This is a genomic window from Streptomyces glaucescens (genome assembly GCF_002154375.1).
Taxonomy (GTDB): domain Bacteria; phylum Actinomycetota; class Actinomycetes; order Streptomycetales; family Streptomycetaceae; genus Streptomyces; species Streptomyces glaucescens.
The window spans coordinates 1-16,134 of the sequence record NZ_MUND01000433.1; the positions used below are offsets into that span (position 1 = coordinate 1).

Genomic DNA, 16,134 nt, shown 5'->3' on the forward strand with positions numbered 1-16,134 from the left:
GGCCAGCCGGCGCTCGGCGGCGGTGGTGGCGTTCGGCGGGTACCGCACCCCGGTCACCGCGCGGGCGAAGACCCGGCGCACATTGGTGTCCAGCACCGGATGGCGCTGGCCGTACGCGAAGGAGGCGACCGCGGCGGCCGTGTACTCGCCGATGCCGGCCAGCGCCATCCGGTGCTGGACACCAATGTGCGCCGGGTCTTCGCCCGCGCGGTGACCGGGGTGCGGTACCCGCCGAACGCCACCACCGCCGCCGAGCGCCGGCTGGCCCGTGCGCTGCTGCCCGAGGACGAGCGGACCGCCGCCCGCTGGGCCGCGGCCTCGATGGAGCTGGGCGCGCTGGTGTGCACCGCCAAGAACGAGAGCTGCCAGCGCTGCCCGATCGCCGCGCAGTGCGCCTGGCGGCTGGCGGGCAAGCCGGAGCACGAGGGACCGCCGCGCCGCGGCCAGACGTACGCCGGGACCGACCGGCAGGTCCGCGGCAAGCTGCTCGCCGTGCTGCGCGAGGCCCACGCGCCGGTTCCGCAGGCCGCGTTGGACCGGGTGTGGCACGAGCCGGTGNNGTCGCCGACGGCCTGGTCGAGCCGCTGCCCGGCGGGATGTACCGGCTGCCGCTGAGCTGAGGTGTACGAGCGCCGCTGAGCCAGCGGACGAGAACGGTGGCTGAGCTGACGAACGAGAACGGTGGCTGAGCTGACGGATGACAACGGCCGTCGAGCTGACGGATGTGACAGTGCCGCCGTCACCGGCCGTCGTCGCGCCCGCCTCCCACTCGTCGCAAATCATCCCACACCCGCATGAAAAGCCCTGCCCTTTTACCCCGTTCCTCCTTTCGTTACACAACCGACGGACAGCCGATTGACAGTCGCGGGCTGCTTCGCACAGCCCCGTGACAACGCCTCCGTAGCTTCATTGCCGTGCCCGGCAGCGTCGGGACGAGCAACGGGACAACGGGGAAGACGGAGGCGGTATTCATGGCGCAGGGCGAGGTGCTCGAGTTCGAGGAGTACGTCCGCACCCGGCAGGACGCGCTGCTGCGCAGCGCCCGGCGCCTGGTACCGGATCCGGTCGACGCGCAGGATCTGCTCCAGACGGCGCTCGCGCGGACGTACGGCCGCTGGGACGGCATCGCGGACAAGCGCCTGGCCGACGCCTACCTGCGCCGGGTCATGATCAACACCCGGACCGAATGGTGGCGGGCGCGGAAGCTGGAGGAGGTGCCGACCGAGCAGCTGCCGGACGCCTCGGTCGACGACTCCACCGAACAGCACGCGGACCGCGCCCTGCTGATGGACGTCATGAAGGTGCTCGCCCCCAAGCAGCGCAGCGTGGTCGTGCTGCGACACTGGGAGCAGATGTCCACGGAGGAGACGGCCGCCGCCCTCGGCATGTCGGCCGGAACGGTCAAGAGCACGCTGCACCGGGCGCTCGCCCGGCTCCGCGAGGAGCTGGAGGCCCGCGATCTGGACGCACGCGCGCTGGAGCGTGAGGAGCGGGAGCGGTGCGCGGCCTGACCGGTACGGGAGCGGCTGGGACAGCCTCCGGCGACCGAGGCGTCCGGGCGGTGGGCAAGGCGGTGGTCCTGCTCGCCGCCCTCGCCCTGTGTCTGGCCGCGTGCGGCACCGGCGGCACCGGTGCGCGGGACGAGGGGCCGGCGCACATCGGCACGGTGGCCGGCGCGGGCGCCGCGCCCTCCGACCAGCCGTCCGCGTCGGTCACGCCGAGCCGGATGGACGCGCTCCGGCTGGTGCGCAGCGACCCGCGGGTCTCCGCGGCGGTCAAGCGCGAGCTGAAGCCCTGCGTCCCCGACGACTACCCGATCGACGTGTCGTACGGCGATCTGACCGGCGGGACCGTGGACGACCTCGTGGTCAATGTGCTGACCTGTGGTGACGCGGTCGGGGTCGGGTCGTACGTGTACCACCGGACGAACGGCCGGTACGAGAATGTCTTCGGGGCCGAGGAGTCCCCGGTGTACGCGGAGATCGACCGCGGCGATCTGGTGGTGACCCGGCAGGTGTACGAGAAGGGCGATCCCGTCTCGAACCCCTCCGGCGAGGTGGTGATCACCTACCGCTGGACCGGGAACCGCTTCGCCGAGGAGTACCGCATGCACAACGAGTACGGCAACGCCGTCGGGGAGGCCCCCGCCCCGGCACCCGAGAGCAACTGACGCCCGGAGCCACTGACACCGGCACCGACACCGGCACCGACTCAGACACCGACACCGACACCGACACCGACCAGCACCGACGGAGCACCCCGGATGGCAGACCAGACCCACGTCCTGTTCGTCGAGGACGACGACGTCATCCGCGAGGCCACCCAGCTCGCCCTGGAGCGGGACGGCTTCGCGGTCACCGCCATGCCCGACGGGCTGTCGGGGCTGGAGGCGTTCCGCGCGAACCGCCCAGACATCGCCCTGCTGGACGTCATGGTGCCGGGACTGGACGGGGTCAGCCTGTGCCGCCGGATCCGCGACGAGTCGACCGTGCCGGTGATCATGCTGTCCGCGCGGGCCGACGCCATCGACGTCGTCCTGGGTCTGGAGGCGGGCGCCGACGACTACGTGACCAAGCCGTTCGACGGTGCCGTGCTGGTGGCCCGGATCCGCGCGGTGCTGCGCCGCTTCGGCCACGCCGGCGGCGGCGACCGGGCCGACGAGTCCGGTGCCGCGGCGTCCGGCGGGGTGCTGACCTTCGGCGACCTGGAGATCGACACCGAGGGCATGGAGGTGCGCCGGGCCGGACAGCCGGTGGCGCTGACGCCGACCGAGATGCGGCTGCTGCTGGAGTTCTCGGCCGCGCCGGGCACCGTGCTCTCCCGCGACAAACTGCTGGAGCGGGTCTGGGACTACGGCTGGGGCGGGGACACCCGGGTGGTCGACGTCCATGTGCAGCGGCTGCGGCAGAAGATCGGCCAGGACCGGATCGAGACGGTCCGCGGCTTCGGTTACAAGCTGAAGGCCTGAGCGGGGGCTGTCGACGTGATGCGGGGGATGACACGCCTGTCCGCCCGGCGCGCGGGTGACCGTGCGCTGCTCGGCGCGGGCCCCGGCGCGGCCACCGGCGCGCGGCTCGGCGGCAGGCTCCGCGGCACGCTGGGCCCGGGCCTGCGGACCGGTCTGCCCGGCGGCCTGCGCACCGGGCTGCGCTGGAAGCTCAGCGCGGCGATCGCGCTGGTCGGCGCGCTGGTCGCGATCGCGCTCAGCCTCGTGGTGCACAACGCCGCCCGCGTCTCGATGCTGGACAACGCGCGCGACCTCGCCGACGAGCGCATCCAGATCGCCCAGCGCGACCTCGCGGACGTGCAGATCGCCGAGCACACCTTCGACCTGTCCAACCGCGCCAACTTCGCCAACGTCAAGATCGACGACCCGCATCTGCCGGACGAGCTGCGGGCCAAGGTGGAGGCGGGGCGCCGGGCGACCTACGTGGGGGACCCGCCGGGGGGCTCCCCCGACATCTGGGCCGCCGTGCCGATCGCCGACGGCCATGTGCTGTCGCTGCACACCGGGCTCACCGAGCGCAGTACGGACATCCTCAACGACCTCGACCAGGCCCTGGTCATCGGCTCGATCGCGGTCGTCCTCGTCGGCAGCGCGCTCGGCGTGCTGATCGGCGGACAGCTGTCGGGCCGGCTCCGCAAGGCCGCCGCCGCCGCGAACCGGGTCGCCAAGGGCGAGCCGGACGTCCGGGTGCGGGAGGCGATCGGCGGTGTGGTGCGGGACGAGACGGACGATCTCGCGCGGGCCGTCGACGCGATGGCGGACGCGCTCCAGCAGCGGCTGGAGGCCGAGCGCCGGGTCACCGCCGACATCGCGCACGAGCTGCGCACCCCGGTGACCGGGCTGCTCACCGCGGCCGAGCTGCTGCCGCCGGGCCGCCCGACCGAGCTGGTGCTGGACCGGGCGAAGGCCATGCGCACCCTCGTGGAGGACGTGCTGGAGGTGGCACGGCTGGACGGGGCGTCCGAGCGGGCCGAGCTGCAGGACATCATGCTGGGCGAGTTCGTGGCCCGGCGGGTGGCGGCGAAGGACCCGGGGATCACGGTGCACGTGGTGCACGAGTCGGAGGTCACCACCGATCCGCGGCGCCTGGAGCGGGTGCTGTTCAACCTGCTCGCCAACGCGGCCCGGCACGGCAGGCCGCCGGTCGAGGTCACCGTGGAGGGCCGGGTGATCCGGGTCCGCGACCACGGTCCTGGCTTCCCGGAGGATCTGCTCGCCGAGGGCCCGAGCCGGTTCCGCACCGGCAGCCAGGACCGGGCCGGGCACGGCCACGGGCTGGGCCTGACCATCGCCGCGGGGCAGGCCCGGGTGCTGGGCGCCCGCCTGACCTTCCGCAACGTCCGCCCGCCGGGCGCGCCCGCGCGCATTCCGGCCGAGGGCGCGGTCGCCGTGCTGTGGCTGCCGGAGCACGCGCCGACGAACACGGGCAGCTATCCGATGCTGCCGCTGTCCGGCGACCAGTGAGGCCCAGGGGGTGGCCGGCGGGACCTCAGCCGAAGTCCTTCGAGAAGTCCAGCTCCGCGCTGCGCTCGGTCAGCGAGTACCAGTTGCCGTTGTCGTCGCGGAAGATCGCCTCGATGCCGTACGGCCGTTCCTGGGGCTCCTGGACGAACTCCACGCCGCGGGCCCGGAACGTCTCGTAGTCGCCCCGGCAGTCGTCGGTGCGGAACGCTCCGGCGCCGATGACGCCCTTGCCGACCAGCTTCTTCAGCGCCTGGGACGACTCGGCGTCCAGGCCGGGCCCGTCCAGGCTCATCAGGGCCAGCTCGACGTCCGGCTGTTCCTTGGCGCCGACGGTGACCCACCGCATGGCGCCCATGGGGACCTCGCTGCGCACCTCGAAGCCCAGTTTCTCGGTGAAGAAGGCCTTGGTGCGCTGCTGGTCGAAGGTCCAGACGGTGGTGATGCCCAGGCCGGTGATCATGGCTCTGCTCTCCTGAGTCCGCTGTCGGTGTCCGTGTTCGTCACCGTAGGCGGGGCGGGTCTCAGGGCGCTTCTTGGGAATTGCGGTCCTGGGTGGCGGCGCGCCGGGGGAAGCCGCCGGCCCACAGCAGGGCGTAGCAGCCGGGTATGAGGGAGGCGCCCGCGCGGACGTACCGGGCGCGGTACTCGCTCGGGGTGAGTCCGGTGCTGTCCTTGAAGCGGGTGGAGAAGGTGCCGAGGCTGCTGAAGCCGACCAGGTGGCAGATCTCCGTGACCGACAGGTCGGCGGCGCGCAGCAGCTCCTCGGCCCGCTCGATGCGGCGGTGCGTCAGATACCGGCCGGGCGTCTCGCCGTAGGCCGCCTTGAAGGCGCGGACGAAGTGGAAGCGTGAATACCCGGCGTGCCCGGCGACCGCGGCCAGGTCGAGATCGGGGTCGGCCCAGTCGCGGTCCATGACGTCCTTGGCGAGGCGCAACGGCCGCATGGTGTCCATGCGCCGATGGTGGCACGCGGCACTGACAACGGCCCCGGGCGCTGTGGGGCGCCCGGGGCCGTCGGAGGTTCAGCCGGTTCTCGCGTCCGTCACGTCGGCGAGGGCGGGCCGGCTCTCATCGGGGGCCGGCCGGTGCGGTGGCGGTGGCCTCAGAGGGAGAGGCCCTTGCCGCGCAGGAAGGCGACCGGGTCTATCGCCGTGCCGTAGTTCGGCGTGGTGCGGATCTCGAAGTGCAGGTGCGGGCCGCTGGAGTTGCCGGTGTTGCCGGACAGGGCGATCTTCTGGCCGGTGGCGACGATCTGGCCGACCTTCACGTTGATCGTGGACAGGTGGGCGTACTGGGAGTACTGCCCGTTGCCGTGCTTGATGACGATGGCGTTGCCGTACGCCGGACCGTCGCCGGCGCCGTTGCCGCCGGCCTTGACGACGGTGCCGCCGTGGGCGGCGACGACCTTGGTGCCGCTCGGCACCGCGAAGTCCTGACCGCTGTGGGTGGACTGCCAGCGAGCGCCGTTCTGGGCGAAGCTCGCGGTCTTGGTGTAGCCCTTCACCGGGGTGACCCAGCCGGCGGCCTTCTTGGCGGCGGCGGTCGTGGCGGTGACGGCGGTCGGCGCGGCGGAGGGGGCGGCGGCCGCGACCCCGGCCCCCAGCACGACCGAGGCACCCAGGCCGGTGGCCAGGACGGCCGCGCGGGTGCGGAGCTGGGCCGTACGGGAAGAACGGGACGTGACACGCGGGAACATTCGCTACCTCGGAAGGTCGGGGACAGAGAGAACCACCCGGCGCACAGGCATCGGCTCCGGATGGCTATCCCTTGGTAACCCGGCCTCCCGCAAAGGCCCAAAACCGTCTTCTACGGCCCAAGCTAGTACTTGACCCTGAAACCTCCCGACTCTTGACAGAGCCCTCATTCGGGACGAACCACCCCAGGACGCCGATTCCAGCCAAGGCATTCCGGGTCGTACGTCCCTTTTGTCCAAATCGGCGTTTCCACTATTCCGCCTAGTACCGGACAAATCGCCTGTGCGGCATGTCACCGGACGGCGAGATCCAGCGCCCCCCGAATGTGACCGGCGCTACGCTGCTGGTCAGACGGGGTGTCGACGGATTTCGGGGGAGACCGGGATGGAACCGACGGCCATCGGGGTCAGGCTGGCGTCCAGCGTTGTGACGCCGCTCATACGAAGGCTCTTCGTTACCGAGGGCCCGGGCGCCGGACTGGTGGACCGGCCCGTACGGCTCTCCGGTCACCTCTCGTTCCGGGGCGAGAAACGACGGCTCGGCCCCGCGGACGTCCAGCGGCTGGCCGCCGAGCTGGTCCGGCAGGCCCTCGCGACCGGGGAACGCCCGCTGCCCTCCGACGAGGAACAGGCCGTCGCACATGCCCTGGCCGACACCCTCCACGCCCTCGGCGACCTCACCATGACCGACGTCCAGGCCGTGGAACTGGGCCCCGAGGCCCTGGCGGACCGGCTGCGCCGCACCGCCGGCGACCCGGCCCGCCACCTCTCCCGCGACGCCGGACTCTTCCTCGACCGGCTGCTGACCACCGCCTGCCTGCACATCCTGCACTTCTTCACCCAGCGGTCCACCTTCGTCCCGCGCACCCTGGTCGAGCAGACCCGCCGCCAGCGCGAGCTGATGACCAAGGTCGACGAGCTGATCGCCCGCACACCGCCGCCCGCCGGCACCGACCAGGCCTTCGAACAGCGCTACCTCTCCTACGTCGCCACCCGCCACGCCCACCTCACGATCTACGGCATCGACCTCGTCACCTCGCCCGACCGCTGGCCCCTGGACGCCGCCTACCTGAGCCTCACGGCCCTGCACCCGGACGGCGGCGACGACCAAACGGGCGACCCGGACGGCGGGCCCGTCGTCTCCGCCGCCACCGCCCTGCCCGCCGACCGGGCACTCGCCGAGCACGACCGGGTCCTGCTGCGCGGCGTCGCCGGTTCCGGCAAGACGACGCTGGTGCAGTGGCTCGCGGTCACCGCGGCCCGCGGCGAGCGCGGCCCGGGCGCGTCCGGCGGCACCCCGCCGCCCGGTGGACCCGGCGGTTCGACGGGCCCCCGCGGGCCCGGCTGCCGGATCCCCTTCGTCCTGCCGCTGCGCACCCTGGTCCGCCGTCCCGACGGTCTGCCCGCCCCCGACGCCTTCCTGGCCGCCGTGCGCGTCCCCTTCCACGCCGGCCAGCCCGCCGGCTGGGCGGACCGGGTGCTCGGCGACGGCCGCGGGCTGCTCCTCGTCGACGGCATCGACGAGATCCCCGAGCGGGACCGCGAGCGGACCCGGCGCTGGCTGCGCGAGCTGCTCGACGTCTACCCCGGCAACCAGTGGCTGGTGACCTCCCGCCCCTCCGCCGTCCGCGCCGACTGGCTCGCCGCCGACGGATTCACCGAACTCGCCCTCACCCCCATGAGCGGCGACGACGTGGCCGCGTTCATCACCCGGTGGCACGCCGCCGCGCGGATCGGCGCCCCCGACCCCGGTCTCCTCGACACCTACGAACGCACCCTGCTCGACGCCGTCCGCACCAAGCCCGACCTCGGGCAGCTCGCCACCAACCCGCTCATGTGCGGTCTGATCTGCGCCCTGCACCGCGACCGGCGCGGCTACCTCCCGCACGGACGGCAGGAGCTGTACGACGCCGCCCTGTCGATGCTGCTCGCCCGCCGGGACGAGGAACGCGACATGATCACCCCGGGGGACGGGGTGCACCTCACCGAACTCCCCCAGATCCAGCTCCTCCAGCGGCTCGCCTACTGGCTGATCCGCAACAACCAGTCCGAGCTGGACCGCGAACGCGCCGTCCGGATCGTCGCCGACGTGCTGCCCGCCCTGCCGGCCGCCGCGGCGCAGGGCGACGCGGAGCGGATCCTCGGCCATCTGCTGCTGCGCAGCGGCCTGCTCCGCGAACCGTCGGAGGGGACGGTCGAGTTCGTGCACCGCACCTTCCAGGACTACCTCGGGGCGCGGGCCGCCGTGGAGGACGGCGACTTCGGGCTGCTGGTGCGCAGCGCGGCGGACACCGAGTGGTCGGACGTGATCCGCATGGCGGTCGCGCACGCCCGGCCCCGTGAACGCGCCGATCTGCTGCGCGGCCTGATCGACGCCGCGGACCGGCTGACGGGCGCCGCGAGCACCCGCGTACGGCTGCTGGCGCTGGCCTGCCTGGAACACGCCACGGAACTCGACCCGCTGGTCCGGACCGAGGTGGAGCGGCGGGCCGCGGCGCTGATCCCGCCCCGCTCCACCCAGGAGGCCCGCGCCCTGGCGGAGGCGGGGCCGCTCGCCCTGGAGCTGCTGCCGGGGCCGAAGGGACTGAGCGAGGAGGAGGCGCGGGCGGTCGTCGTCACGGCGTCGCTGATCGGCACGGAAGCGGCCCTCCCGGTGCTGGCCCGGTTCCGCGGGCATGCCTCCCTGGAGGTACGGGCGCAGCTGACCTGGACATGGCACCGGTTCCCGCTGCGGCCGTACGGGGAGGAGGTCATCGCGCAGCTGCGGGAGGGCGGGCTGTTCTTCGCGGCTCACTCCGCCGACCATCTCCGCTTCCTGCGCGAGCTGGGCGGGCGCCGGAAGGTCCAGCTGACCGGAGACATCCCGGCGGACGCCATCGCGGCGGGACTCGAGCCGGAACGCACGAGGAAGCTGATCATCCGCGGCAACGACGCGCTACGGGACCTGAGCTGCCTGGCGGGCCTGCGGCGGCTGACCCACCTCGACCTGAGCAGAGCCCCGCACGTGGCCGACCTCACGCCGCTCGCCGGGCTGCCGCTGAACTGGCTGTCGCTCGATCTGCTGCCGGGGCTGGAACGGCCGGGCGCGCTGCACGTCCTCGCCCGGTGCCGGAGGCTCGACCAGCTGGACGTGGGAGTGCCACTGGAGGCCGGGTCCCTCGACGAGGCGATCCCGACGGAGCTCCCGCTGCGCTATCTGCGGTTCACCAAGATGGCGCTGTGGCACACCCGGCTGCGCGGCCTGCACCGCTTCCGCTCCCTCAGGCAGCTCAGCCTGGCCGCGCTCTACGGCGAACTGGGCCCGGAGGACTACGAGGAGATCGCCCGGCTGCCCGAGCTGACCGAGCTGCGGATCAACTGGCAGGCCGTCGGCTGGCAGGGCCCGCCGCTGCCCGGGATCACCAGCCTGCGGCTGAACAACCTGCACGGCACCGAGGACCTGACGCGGATCCCCGAGCTGTTCCCCGGGCTGCGCAAGGTCGTGGTCGTGCCCGCGCCGGACGCGTCGCGGATCCCGGACGAGGTCCTGGCGCCGCTGCCCTGCCCCCCGTCCATCGCCCGGGTGCGTGCCGTCGTATGACGCATGCCGTCACGTGATGCATGCCTCTAGCCACGTACCGTCCGGTAACCATACGGTTCACCTCGCGTCACCCTCGTACACGAACATGCACACGACATGTGGCAGTACCGACGTGAGAGGACCCCCCACCCATGACGAGACCCGGGATGCGCCGCACGGCCACCCTCGCCGTCACCGCGGCCGCCCTGCTGGCCATCGCCGCCCCCGCCGAGGCCACGACCGGCACCGGCACCACCGCCGTCGCCACCGCGGCCACCACCGCGGCGGCCGACGTCGACTACGGCACCTGGCAGAAGGACTGCCAGGCCGTGATGGACCAGGCCCTGCCCTACCTCCAGCAGCGGATCGCCCAGCAGAAGCCGGGCGAGAAGCAGGCGATCGTCTTCGACATCGACAACACGGCCCTGGAGACCGACTTCGGGTTCAGCTACCCGCAGCCGGCCAACAAGCCGGTCCTGGAGGCCGCCGAGTACGCCCAGGAGCACGGCGTCGCCCTGTTCTTCGTGACCGCCCGCCCCGGCATCATCTCCGCGCCCACCGAGTACAACCTGGAGAAGGTCGGCTACGAGGTCTCCGGGCTCCACGTCCGCGGCTTCTTCGACCTCTTCAAGAACGTCGCCGACTACAAGACGGCACAGCGCGTAGCCATCGAGTCCAAGGGCTACACGATCATCGCCAACATCGGCAACAACACCACCGACCTGTCGGGCGGCCACGCCGAGAGGACGTACAAGCTGCCGGACTACGACGGACAGCTGTCGTAGGGCTCCGCGCGCACGCGAAAGGGCCGGTGCCCGGACGGGGCACCGGCCCTTTCACTTGCCGTGGGGCCTACTCCTTGCTCAGGTTCGGCCCGGCACCGCCGGCCGCCTGCTCGATCGGCGGGACGTCCGGCAGGGCGGACTTCTCCTCACCGCGGAAGGTGAAGGTCTGGGACTCGCCCTCGCCCTCGGTGTCCACGACCACGATGTGACCGGGGCGCAGCTCGCCGAAGAGGATCTTCTCCGACAGCGAGTCCTCGATCTCGCGCTGGATGGTCCGGCGCAGCGGCCGGGCGCCCAGCACGGGGTCGTAGCCCTTCCTGGACAGCAGCTCCTTGGCGGACTGGGACAGCTCGATGCCCATGTCCCGGTCCTTCAGGCGCTCGTCCACCTTGCCGATCATCAGGTCGACGATCCGGAGGATGTCGTTCTGGGTCAGCTGCGGGAAGACGACCACGTCGTCGACGCGGTTGAGGAACTCGGGCCGGAAGTGCTGCTTCAGCTCGTCCGAGACCTTGTTCTTCATGCGCTCGTAGTTGGTCTTCGTGTCGCCCTGGGCGGCGAAGCCCAGGTTGAAGCCCTTGGAGATGTCCCGGGTGCCGAGGTTGGTCGTCATGATGATGACCGTGTTCTTGAAGTCCACGACCCGGCCCTGGGAGTCGGTCAGCCGACCGTCCTCCAGGATCTGCAGCAGCGAGTTGAAGATGTCCGGGTGGGCCTTCTCGACCTCGTCGAAGAGGACGACGGAGAACGGCTTGCGGCGGACCTTCTCGGTCAGCTGGCCGCCCTCTTCGTAACCCACGTAACCGGGGGGCGAACCGAAGAGCCGCGACACCGTGTGCTTCTCGCTGAACTCCGACATGTCGAGGGAGATCAGCGCGTCCTCGTCACCGAAGAGGAACTCGGCGAGCGCCTTGGACAGCTCGGTCTTACCGACACCGGACGGACCGGCGAAGATGAACGAGCCACCCGGACGCTTCGGGTCCTTCAGACCGGCACGCGTACGGCGGATCGCCTTGGACAGCGCCTTGACGGCGTCGTTCTGGCCGATGACCCGCTTGTGGAGCTCGTCCTCCATGCGGAGCAGGCGGGACGACTCCTCCTCGGTGAGCTTGAAGACCGGGATGCCCGTGGCGGTGGCCAGCACCTCGGCGATCAGCTCGCCGTCGACCTCGGCGACGACGTCCATGTCGCCGGCCTTCCACTCCTTCTCCCGCTTCGCCTTGGCGGCCAGGAGCTGCTTCTCCTTGTCGCGCAGCGAGGCGGCCTTCTCGAAGTCCTGCGAGTCGATCGCGGACTCCTTGTCCCGGCGGACACCGGCGATCTTCTCGTCGAACTCACGCAGGTCCGGCGGCGCGGTCATCCGGCGGATGCGCATCCGGGATCCGGCCTCGTCGATCAGGTCGATCGCCTTGTCCGGCAGGAAGCGGTCCGAGATGTACCGGTCGGCCAGGGTGGCGGCCTGGACCAGCGCCTCGTCGGTGATCGAGACGCGGTGGTGCGCCTCGTACCGGTCGCGCAGGCCCTTGAGGATCTCGATCGTGTGCGGCAGGGACGGCTCCGCGACCTGGATCGGCTGGAAGCGGCGCTCCAGGGCCGCGTCCTTCTCCAGGTGCTTGCGGTACTCGTCCAGCGTGGTCGCACCGATGGTCTGCAGCTCACCGCGGGCCAGCATCGGCTTCAGGATGGAAGCCGCGTCGATGGCGCCCTCGGCGGCACCCGCACCGACCAGCGTGTGCAGCTCGTCGATGAACAGGATGATGTCGCCGCGGGTGCGGATCTCCTTGAGCACCTTCTTCAGGCGCTCCTCGAAGTCACCGCGGTAGCGGGAGCCGGCGACCAGCGCGCCGAGGTCCAGGGTGTAGAGGTGCTTGTCCTTGAGGGTCTCGGGCACCTCGCCCTTGACGATGGCCTGGGCGAGGCCCTCGACGACGGCGGTCTTGCCGACGCCGGGCTCACCGATCAGGACCGGGTTGTTCTTCGTCCGGCGGGACAGCACCTGCATGACCCGCTCGATCTCCTTCTCGCGCCCGATGACCGGGTCGAGCTTGGACTCACGAGCGGCCTGGGTGAGGTTCCGGCCGAACTGGTCGAGGACCAGGGACGTCGAGGGGGTGCCCTCCGCAGGGCCGCCGGCGGCGGCGGTCTCCTTGCCCTGGTAACCGGAGAGCAGCTGGATCACCTGCTGCCGCACGCGGTTGAGGTCTGCGCCCAGCTTGACCAGGACCTGGGCGGCGACGCCCTCGCCCTCACGGATCAGGCCGAGCAGGATGTGCTCCGTGCCGATGTAGTTGTGGCCCAGCTGAAGCGCCTCGCGGAGCGAGAGCTCCAGCACCTTCTTGGCACGGGGGGTGAAGGGAATGTGGCCCGAGGGCGCCTGCTGGCCCTGGCCGATGATCTCCTCCACCTGCTGGCGGACCGCCTCGAGCGAAATCCCGAGGCTCTCAAGGGCCTTGGCGGCGACACCCTCACCCTCGTGGATCAGGCCCAGGAGGATGTGCTCGGTGCCGATGTAGTTGTGGTTGAGCATCCGGGCTTCTTCCTGAGCCAGGACGACAACCCGCCGCGCGCGGTCGGTGAACCTCTCGAACATCGTTAATCGCTCCTCAGAGCGGTCAGGCAGTAAGGGGAACTTCCCCTCCCTGTCCTTCCGCAGCTTAGTCCCGCGAGCGGGGACCGCTCATTCCAACTGCCGACACCGTCCTTGGCCTCCTGACCCCGAACGCCGACATCTGCTCCAACCCGATGGTGCGAGACGATGTTCCCGCAGGCCAGGCAGTTACCCTCACCATCAGTACGCCGATGGCGAACGTGAGACGGCCTTTCCCGCGCGTCGCCCCCTCCCACTAGGGATGTCTTACCCGCTGCGACGGACGGTCCATGCCGCGCACACCGTTTCCCTCCGCTACGGGCGAACAACCTTGCGCCTCCCCGCACCCCCGCACGCCCCCTTTTTCGCCACCCTGTGGATTCGCAAGAACACCCAGCGTAACCCGGACGGTCGTTCGGTGGTTGCACTTGGCATGGTTGGCTCAGCCCCGCAGTTCCCACCGTCCGTCACCGTCCCCCACCCCCGCCGTCCCCGCCGGCCACTCGACGCGAGCGACCGGCTCCGCGGGTGGTACGAGAACGATCTGGGATGGCCCGTGGTGCCCGGCAGCCCGTTGCGGCTCCTGGTGGGCCCGTGCTTCGACGTCCTGGACGTCCCCGCCGCGGCGGGGATCGCCGCGCTGCGGCATCTGGCGCCGGCCTCTCCGGTCGCCGCACAGGGCGGACGGGTGCGGCTGCTGACGGCCCCGGGCACCGCGCAGGAGCTGCCGGGGCTGCTCGACTGGCTGGAGTGGGGCTCGCTGGACCTGGACCTCTCGGTCCTCGGCGAGGGCGCCCTCATGGAGGCGCCGCGGACGGGCGTGGAGCGGACTCCCGGAGAGTTCCCGGTCACCGCGCCGGTCGCCCCGCCGTGGGGGGAAGGCGGGCCGCCGGCGGCCGCCGGCGGCGGCGACTCGGCGCAGGGGGCCGCCGTGTGGGTGCGGCCCCCCGGTTCGGGGTGCGAGGCCGGGGCCTCGCTGCCGACGCTGTCGGCCTTGGGGGGCGGTGGGGGCGCCCCCGATCTCGTACGCGTCGTGGACACGGTGGCGACTCAACTCCACCGGATCCGGCTGCGGCGCGTGGGTGCTCAGCCGTTGGCCTTCTCGTAAGCCTCGCGAATGGACGCCGGAACGCGGCCACGGTCGTTGACCTCGTAACCGTTCTCCTTCGCCCAGGCGCGGATGGCGGCGGTGTCCTGGCTGCCGCCGGAAGCGGCCCGCGCCTTTCCACGCCCGCCCGAAGCACGGCCCCCGGTACGACGGCCGCCCTTCACATAGGGCTCGAGAAGGCCGCGAAGCTTGTCCGCATTGGCGGTCGTGAGATCGATCTCGTACGTCTTACCGTCCAGCGCGAACGTCACCGTCTCGTCCGCCTCGCCGCCGTCGAGGTCGTCGACAAGAAGGACCTGAACCTTCTGTGCCACCGGATTTCCTTTCATCGATAACGTGAGGACCTGGGGTCCGCGGCGTCCGCCGTTTCGCCGCCCCCTGTTATATGCAGTACAGCAGTACGTCGGAAAGCAAACCGCTTTTGCTGGGAAAACACAAACCCCTGGGAGAGACCCACTGCCCGTCCACTGCCCGGAAACGTGCGCGTTTCGGACATAGGGAACCTGGGCAGGGTCGGCGGAGCGGAATAGCGACGATCACAGATGCAGAAGCATCCGACTGTTGCCCAAGGTGTTCGGTTTCACTCGTTCGAGACCCAGGAACTCCGCGACGCCCTCGTCATAGGAACGCAGCAGCTCCGCGTAGACATCGGTGTCGACCGGCGTCTCGCCGATCTCCACGAAGCCGTGCCGGCCGAAGAAGTCCACTTCGAAGGTGAGGCAGAAAACCCGGCGGACGCCGAGCCAGCGGGCGGTCTGCAGCAACTTCTCCAGCAACTGGTGGCCGACGCCGGCGCCCTTGAGCCCCGGCTTCACCGCGAGAGTGCGCACTTCCGCGAGGTCTTCCCACATCACGTGCAGGGCGCCGCAGCCGACGACCTCGGCGTTGTCGTCCCGTTCCGCGACCCAGAACTCCTGGATGTCCTCGTAAAGCGTCACCATCGCTTTGTCGAGCAGGATGCCGTGCCGGACGTACGCGTCAAGGAGCCGGCGGACGGCGGGGACATCGCTGGTCCTGGCCCGGCGGACGGTGATGGCTTTAGCGGTGACTTCGGGGTTCTCGGCGGAGGGGCTCTCTGCGGACATGGTCGGACGCTATCGCCCGTCGCGCTCCGGTGCCGAGCCGGGGTTCTCCGCTTCCGTGCCTTCGGCTTGCGGGCGGGCTTCCGGCCGTGGCGGCCGTTCCGGTTCCGGCTCCGGCGTTTCCGGGCCCTCGACGATGCGCACGGCATCCCGCAGGGCGAGCCGCTGTTCCTCGCTCATCATGCCGAAGAAGGCGACGAGTGCGGCGGCGGGGTTGTCGCTCTGCGACCAGGCGTCGTTCATCAGGGCGGCGGCGTAGGCGGCCCGGGTGGAGACCGCCTCATATCGATAGGCCCGGCCTTCCGCCTCGCGGCGGACCCAGCCCTTCTGATGGAGATTGTCCAAAACGGTCATCACCGTGGTGTAGGCGATGGACCGTTCCCGCTGAAGGTCTTCCAGGACTTCTCGAACGGTCACCGGGCGGTTCCACTTCCACACCCGCGTCATGACCGCGTCTTCGAGTTCTCCCAATGGGCGAGGCACAGCTTGAACAATAGTGGGAGATCTCGCCAATGGCGTGCCGGACGGGCCCTTTCCCAGCAAACACGAGCAAAAAGGGCGCGGCGTGGCATCGGTGACGGGGTTGGGACGGGCTGCCGCCGCCGACGCGAGGGCCGGTACCGGCCGCCCGAGGCGGGGAGGGGTGCCCTCCCTGGCCGCCAGGGACGGCCTTCTGCCGGGGCGGCTGGAACACAGCAGCGGGGGACGCGACAACCGGAGCCGGAGGGCCGGGGGCCGGAGGGTCAGGCGACCGGGGCGCGGGTGCGGGCGCCGTCGGCGGAGCGGCCGGGCGTTCGGGCGCTCCGACGGCGGCCCGGATCGTGCGGCGGCCCGGCTCGGGCGCTGGGG

At 71.3% G+C, this 16,134-nt stretch carries 14 protein-coding genes and 1 pseudogene; 8 read left to right on the forward strand and 7 right to left on the reverse strand.

Annotation, left to right across the window (positions count from 1 at the left end):
- Positions 1-153: 153 nt before the first annotated feature.
- From CCN42_RS26340 to cseC, 5 genes and pseudogenes are all read left to right on the forward strand, one after another.
- Positions 154-620, forward strand: a pseudogene (locus CCN42_RS26340) (A/G-specific adenine glycosylase); the annotation flags it as partial.
- A 351-nt stretch (positions 621-971) separates the two neighbouring features.
- Positions 972-1,511 carry a SigE family RNA polymerase sigma factor gene (locus CCN42_RS26345; RefSeq protein ID WP_043502979.1) on the forward strand — a complete coding sequence of 180 codons (540 nt, stop codon included), beginning with the start codon at positions 972-974 and terminating at the stop codon, positions 1,509-1,511.
- The gene (locus tag CCN42_RS26350; protein ID WP_211294804.1) at positions 1,499-2,170 is read left to right on the forward strand and encodes a hypothetical protein; all 672 of its coding nucleotides are present in this window, start codon (positions 1,499-1,501) and stop codon (positions 2,168-2,170) included. The genes CCN42_RS26345 and CCN42_RS26350 overlap by 13 nt, the downstream gene beginning before the upstream one ends.
- A gap of 93 nt (positions 2,171-2,263) precedes the next feature.
- Positions 2,264-2,968, forward strand: a complete 705-nt coding sequence (cseB, locus tag CCN42_RS26355; RefSeq protein WP_086167695.1) for a two-component system response regulator CseB — start codon at positions 2,264-2,266, stop codon at positions 2,966-2,968.
- Positions 2,969-2,995: 27 nt separating this feature from the next.
- Positions 2,996-4,471 carry a two-component system sensor histidine kinase CseC gene (gene cseC / locus CCN42_RS26360; RefSeq protein ID WP_086739332.1) on the forward strand — a complete coding sequence of 492 codons (1,476 nt, stop codon included), beginning with the start codon at positions 2,996-2,998 and terminating at the stop codon, positions 4,469-4,471.
- A gap of 25 nt (positions 4,472-4,496) precedes the next feature.
- Here the strand turns inward: cseC and CCN42_RS26365 are convergent, their stop codons facing one another.
- From CCN42_RS26365 to CCN42_RS26375, 3 genes are all read right to left on the reverse strand, one after another.
- Entirely contained in the window at positions 4,497-4,931 is a 435-nt protein-coding gene (locus CCN42_RS26365) for a VOC family protein (protein WP_086167693.1), read from the reverse strand.
- Positions 4,932-4,992: 61 nt separating this feature from the next.
- Entirely contained in the window at positions 4,993-5,424 is a 432-nt protein-coding gene (locus CCN42_RS26370; RefSeq protein WP_086739334.1) for a helix-turn-helix transcriptional regulator, read from the reverse strand.
- Between the two features lie 149 nt (positions 5,425-5,573).
- Positions 5,574-6,167 (reverse strand): M23 family metallopeptidase, encoded by a 594-nt coding sequence (locus CCN42_RS26375; protein ID WP_086167692.1) that lies wholly within the window; start codon positions 6,165-6,167, stop codon positions 5,574-5,576.
- Between the two features lie 382 nt (positions 6,168-6,549).
- On the opposite strand from CCN42_RS26375, the gene CCN42_RS26380 reads away from it, so the two are divergent.
- Both CCN42_RS26380 and CCN42_RS26385 read left to right on the forward strand, forming a co-directional pair.
- Positions 6,550-9,744 carry an NACHT domain-containing protein gene (locus CCN42_RS26380; protein WP_086739336.1) on the forward strand — a complete coding sequence of 1,065 codons (3,195 nt, stop codon included), beginning with the start codon at positions 6,550-6,552 and terminating at the stop codon, positions 9,742-9,744.
- A 131-nt stretch (positions 9,745-9,875) separates the two neighbouring features.
- Positions 9,876-10,508, forward strand: a complete 633-nt coding sequence (locus CCN42_RS26385) for an HAD family acid phosphatase (RefSeq protein WP_086167690.1) — start codon at positions 9,876-9,878, stop codon at positions 10,506-10,508.
- A 67-nt stretch (positions 10,509-10,575) separates the two neighbouring features.
- On the opposite strand, the gene CCN42_RS26390 is transcribed toward CCN42_RS26385, so the two are convergent.
- Positions 10,576-13,098: an ATP-dependent Clp protease ATP-binding subunit gene (locus tag CCN42_RS26390; protein ID WP_086167689.1), complete on the reverse strand. Its 2,523-nt coding sequence runs from the start codon at positions 13,096-13,098 to the stop codon at positions 10,576-10,578.
- 430 nt (positions 13,099-13,528) lie between these two features.
- Here CCN42_RS26390 and CCN42_RS26400 point away from each other — a divergent pair, with 430 nt between their 5' ends.
- Complete coding sequence (locus CCN42_RS26400) at positions 13,529-14,203, forward strand: SCO3374 family protein (RefSeq protein WP_086739338.1); 675 nt, start codon at positions 13,529-13,531, stop codon at positions 14,201-14,203.
- Here the strand turns inward: CCN42_RS26400 and CCN42_RS26405 are convergent.
- The 3 genes from CCN42_RS26405 to CCN42_RS26415 all read right to left on the reverse strand — a co-directional run bounded on the left by CCN42_RS26405 (position 14,182) and on the right by CCN42_RS26415 (position 15,768).
- On the reverse strand, positions 14,182-14,517 hold the full coding sequence (locus CCN42_RS26405; protein ID WP_067299641.1) for a histone-like nucleoid-structuring protein Lsr2: 336 nt from the start codon (positions 14,515-14,517) through the stop codon (positions 14,182-14,184). The genes CCN42_RS26400 and CCN42_RS26405 overlap by 22 nt on opposite strands.
- Before the next feature lie 222 nt (positions 14,518-14,739).
- Positions 14,740-15,288, reverse strand: coding sequence for an amino-acid N-acetyltransferase (locus CCN42_RS26410; protein WP_086739340.1), 549 nt, complete (start codon positions 15,286-15,288; stop codon positions 14,740-14,742).
- 9 nt (positions 15,289-15,297) lie between these two features.
- Positions 15,298-15,768, reverse strand: a complete 471-nt coding sequence (locus tag CCN42_RS26415) for a BlaI/MecI/CopY family transcriptional regulator (protein ID WP_281259533.1) — start codon at positions 15,766-15,768, stop codon at positions 15,298-15,300.
- Between the last annotated feature and the right edge of the window lie 366 nt (positions 15,769-16,134).

Bases quoted from the DNA above. Each gene is read 5' to 3' on its own strand.
- CCN42_RS26345 (WP_043502979.1), top strand. From the start codon at position 972: ATGGCGCAGGGCGAGGTGCTCGAGTTCGAGGAGTACGTCCGCACCCGG.
- cseB (WP_086167695.1), top strand. From the start codon at position 2,264: ATGGCAGACCAGACCCACGTCCTGTTCGTCGAGGACGACGACGTCATC.
- cseC (WP_086739332.1), top strand. From the start codon at position 2,996: ATGACACGCCTGTCCGCCCGGCGCGCGGGTGACCGTGCGCTGCTCGGC.
- CCN42_RS26365 (WP_086167693.1), bottom strand. From the start codon at position 4,931: ATGATCACCGGCCTGGGCATCACCACCGTCTGGACCTTCGACCAGCAG.
- CCN42_RS26370 (WP_086739334.1), bottom strand. From the start codon at position 5,424: ATGGACACCATGCGGCCGTTGCGCCTCGCCAAGGACGTCATGGACCGC.
- CCN42_RS26375 (WP_086167692.1), bottom strand. From the start codon at position 6,167: ATGTTCCCGCGTGTCACGTCCCGTTCTTCCCGTACGGCCCAGCTCCGC.
- CCN42_RS26380 (WP_086739336.1), top strand. From the start codon at position 6,550: ATGGAACCGACGGCCATCGGGGTCAGGCTGGCGTCCAGCGTTGTGACG.
- CCN42_RS26385 (WP_086167690.1), top strand. From the start codon at position 9,876: ATGACGAGACCCGGGATGCGCCGCACGGCCACCCTCGCCGTCACCGCG.
- CCN42_RS26390 (WP_086167689.1), bottom strand. From the start codon at position 13,098: ATGTTCGAGAGGTTCACCGACCGCGCGCGGCGGGTTGTCGTCCTGGCT.
- CCN42_RS26400 (WP_086739338.1), top strand. From the start codon at position 13,529: ATGGTTGGCTCAGCCCCGCAGTTCCCACCGTCCGTCACCGTCCCCCAC.
- CCN42_RS26410 (WP_086739340.1), bottom strand. From the start codon at position 15,288: ATGTCCGCAGAGAGCCCCTCCGCCGAGAACCCCGAAGTCACCGCTAAA.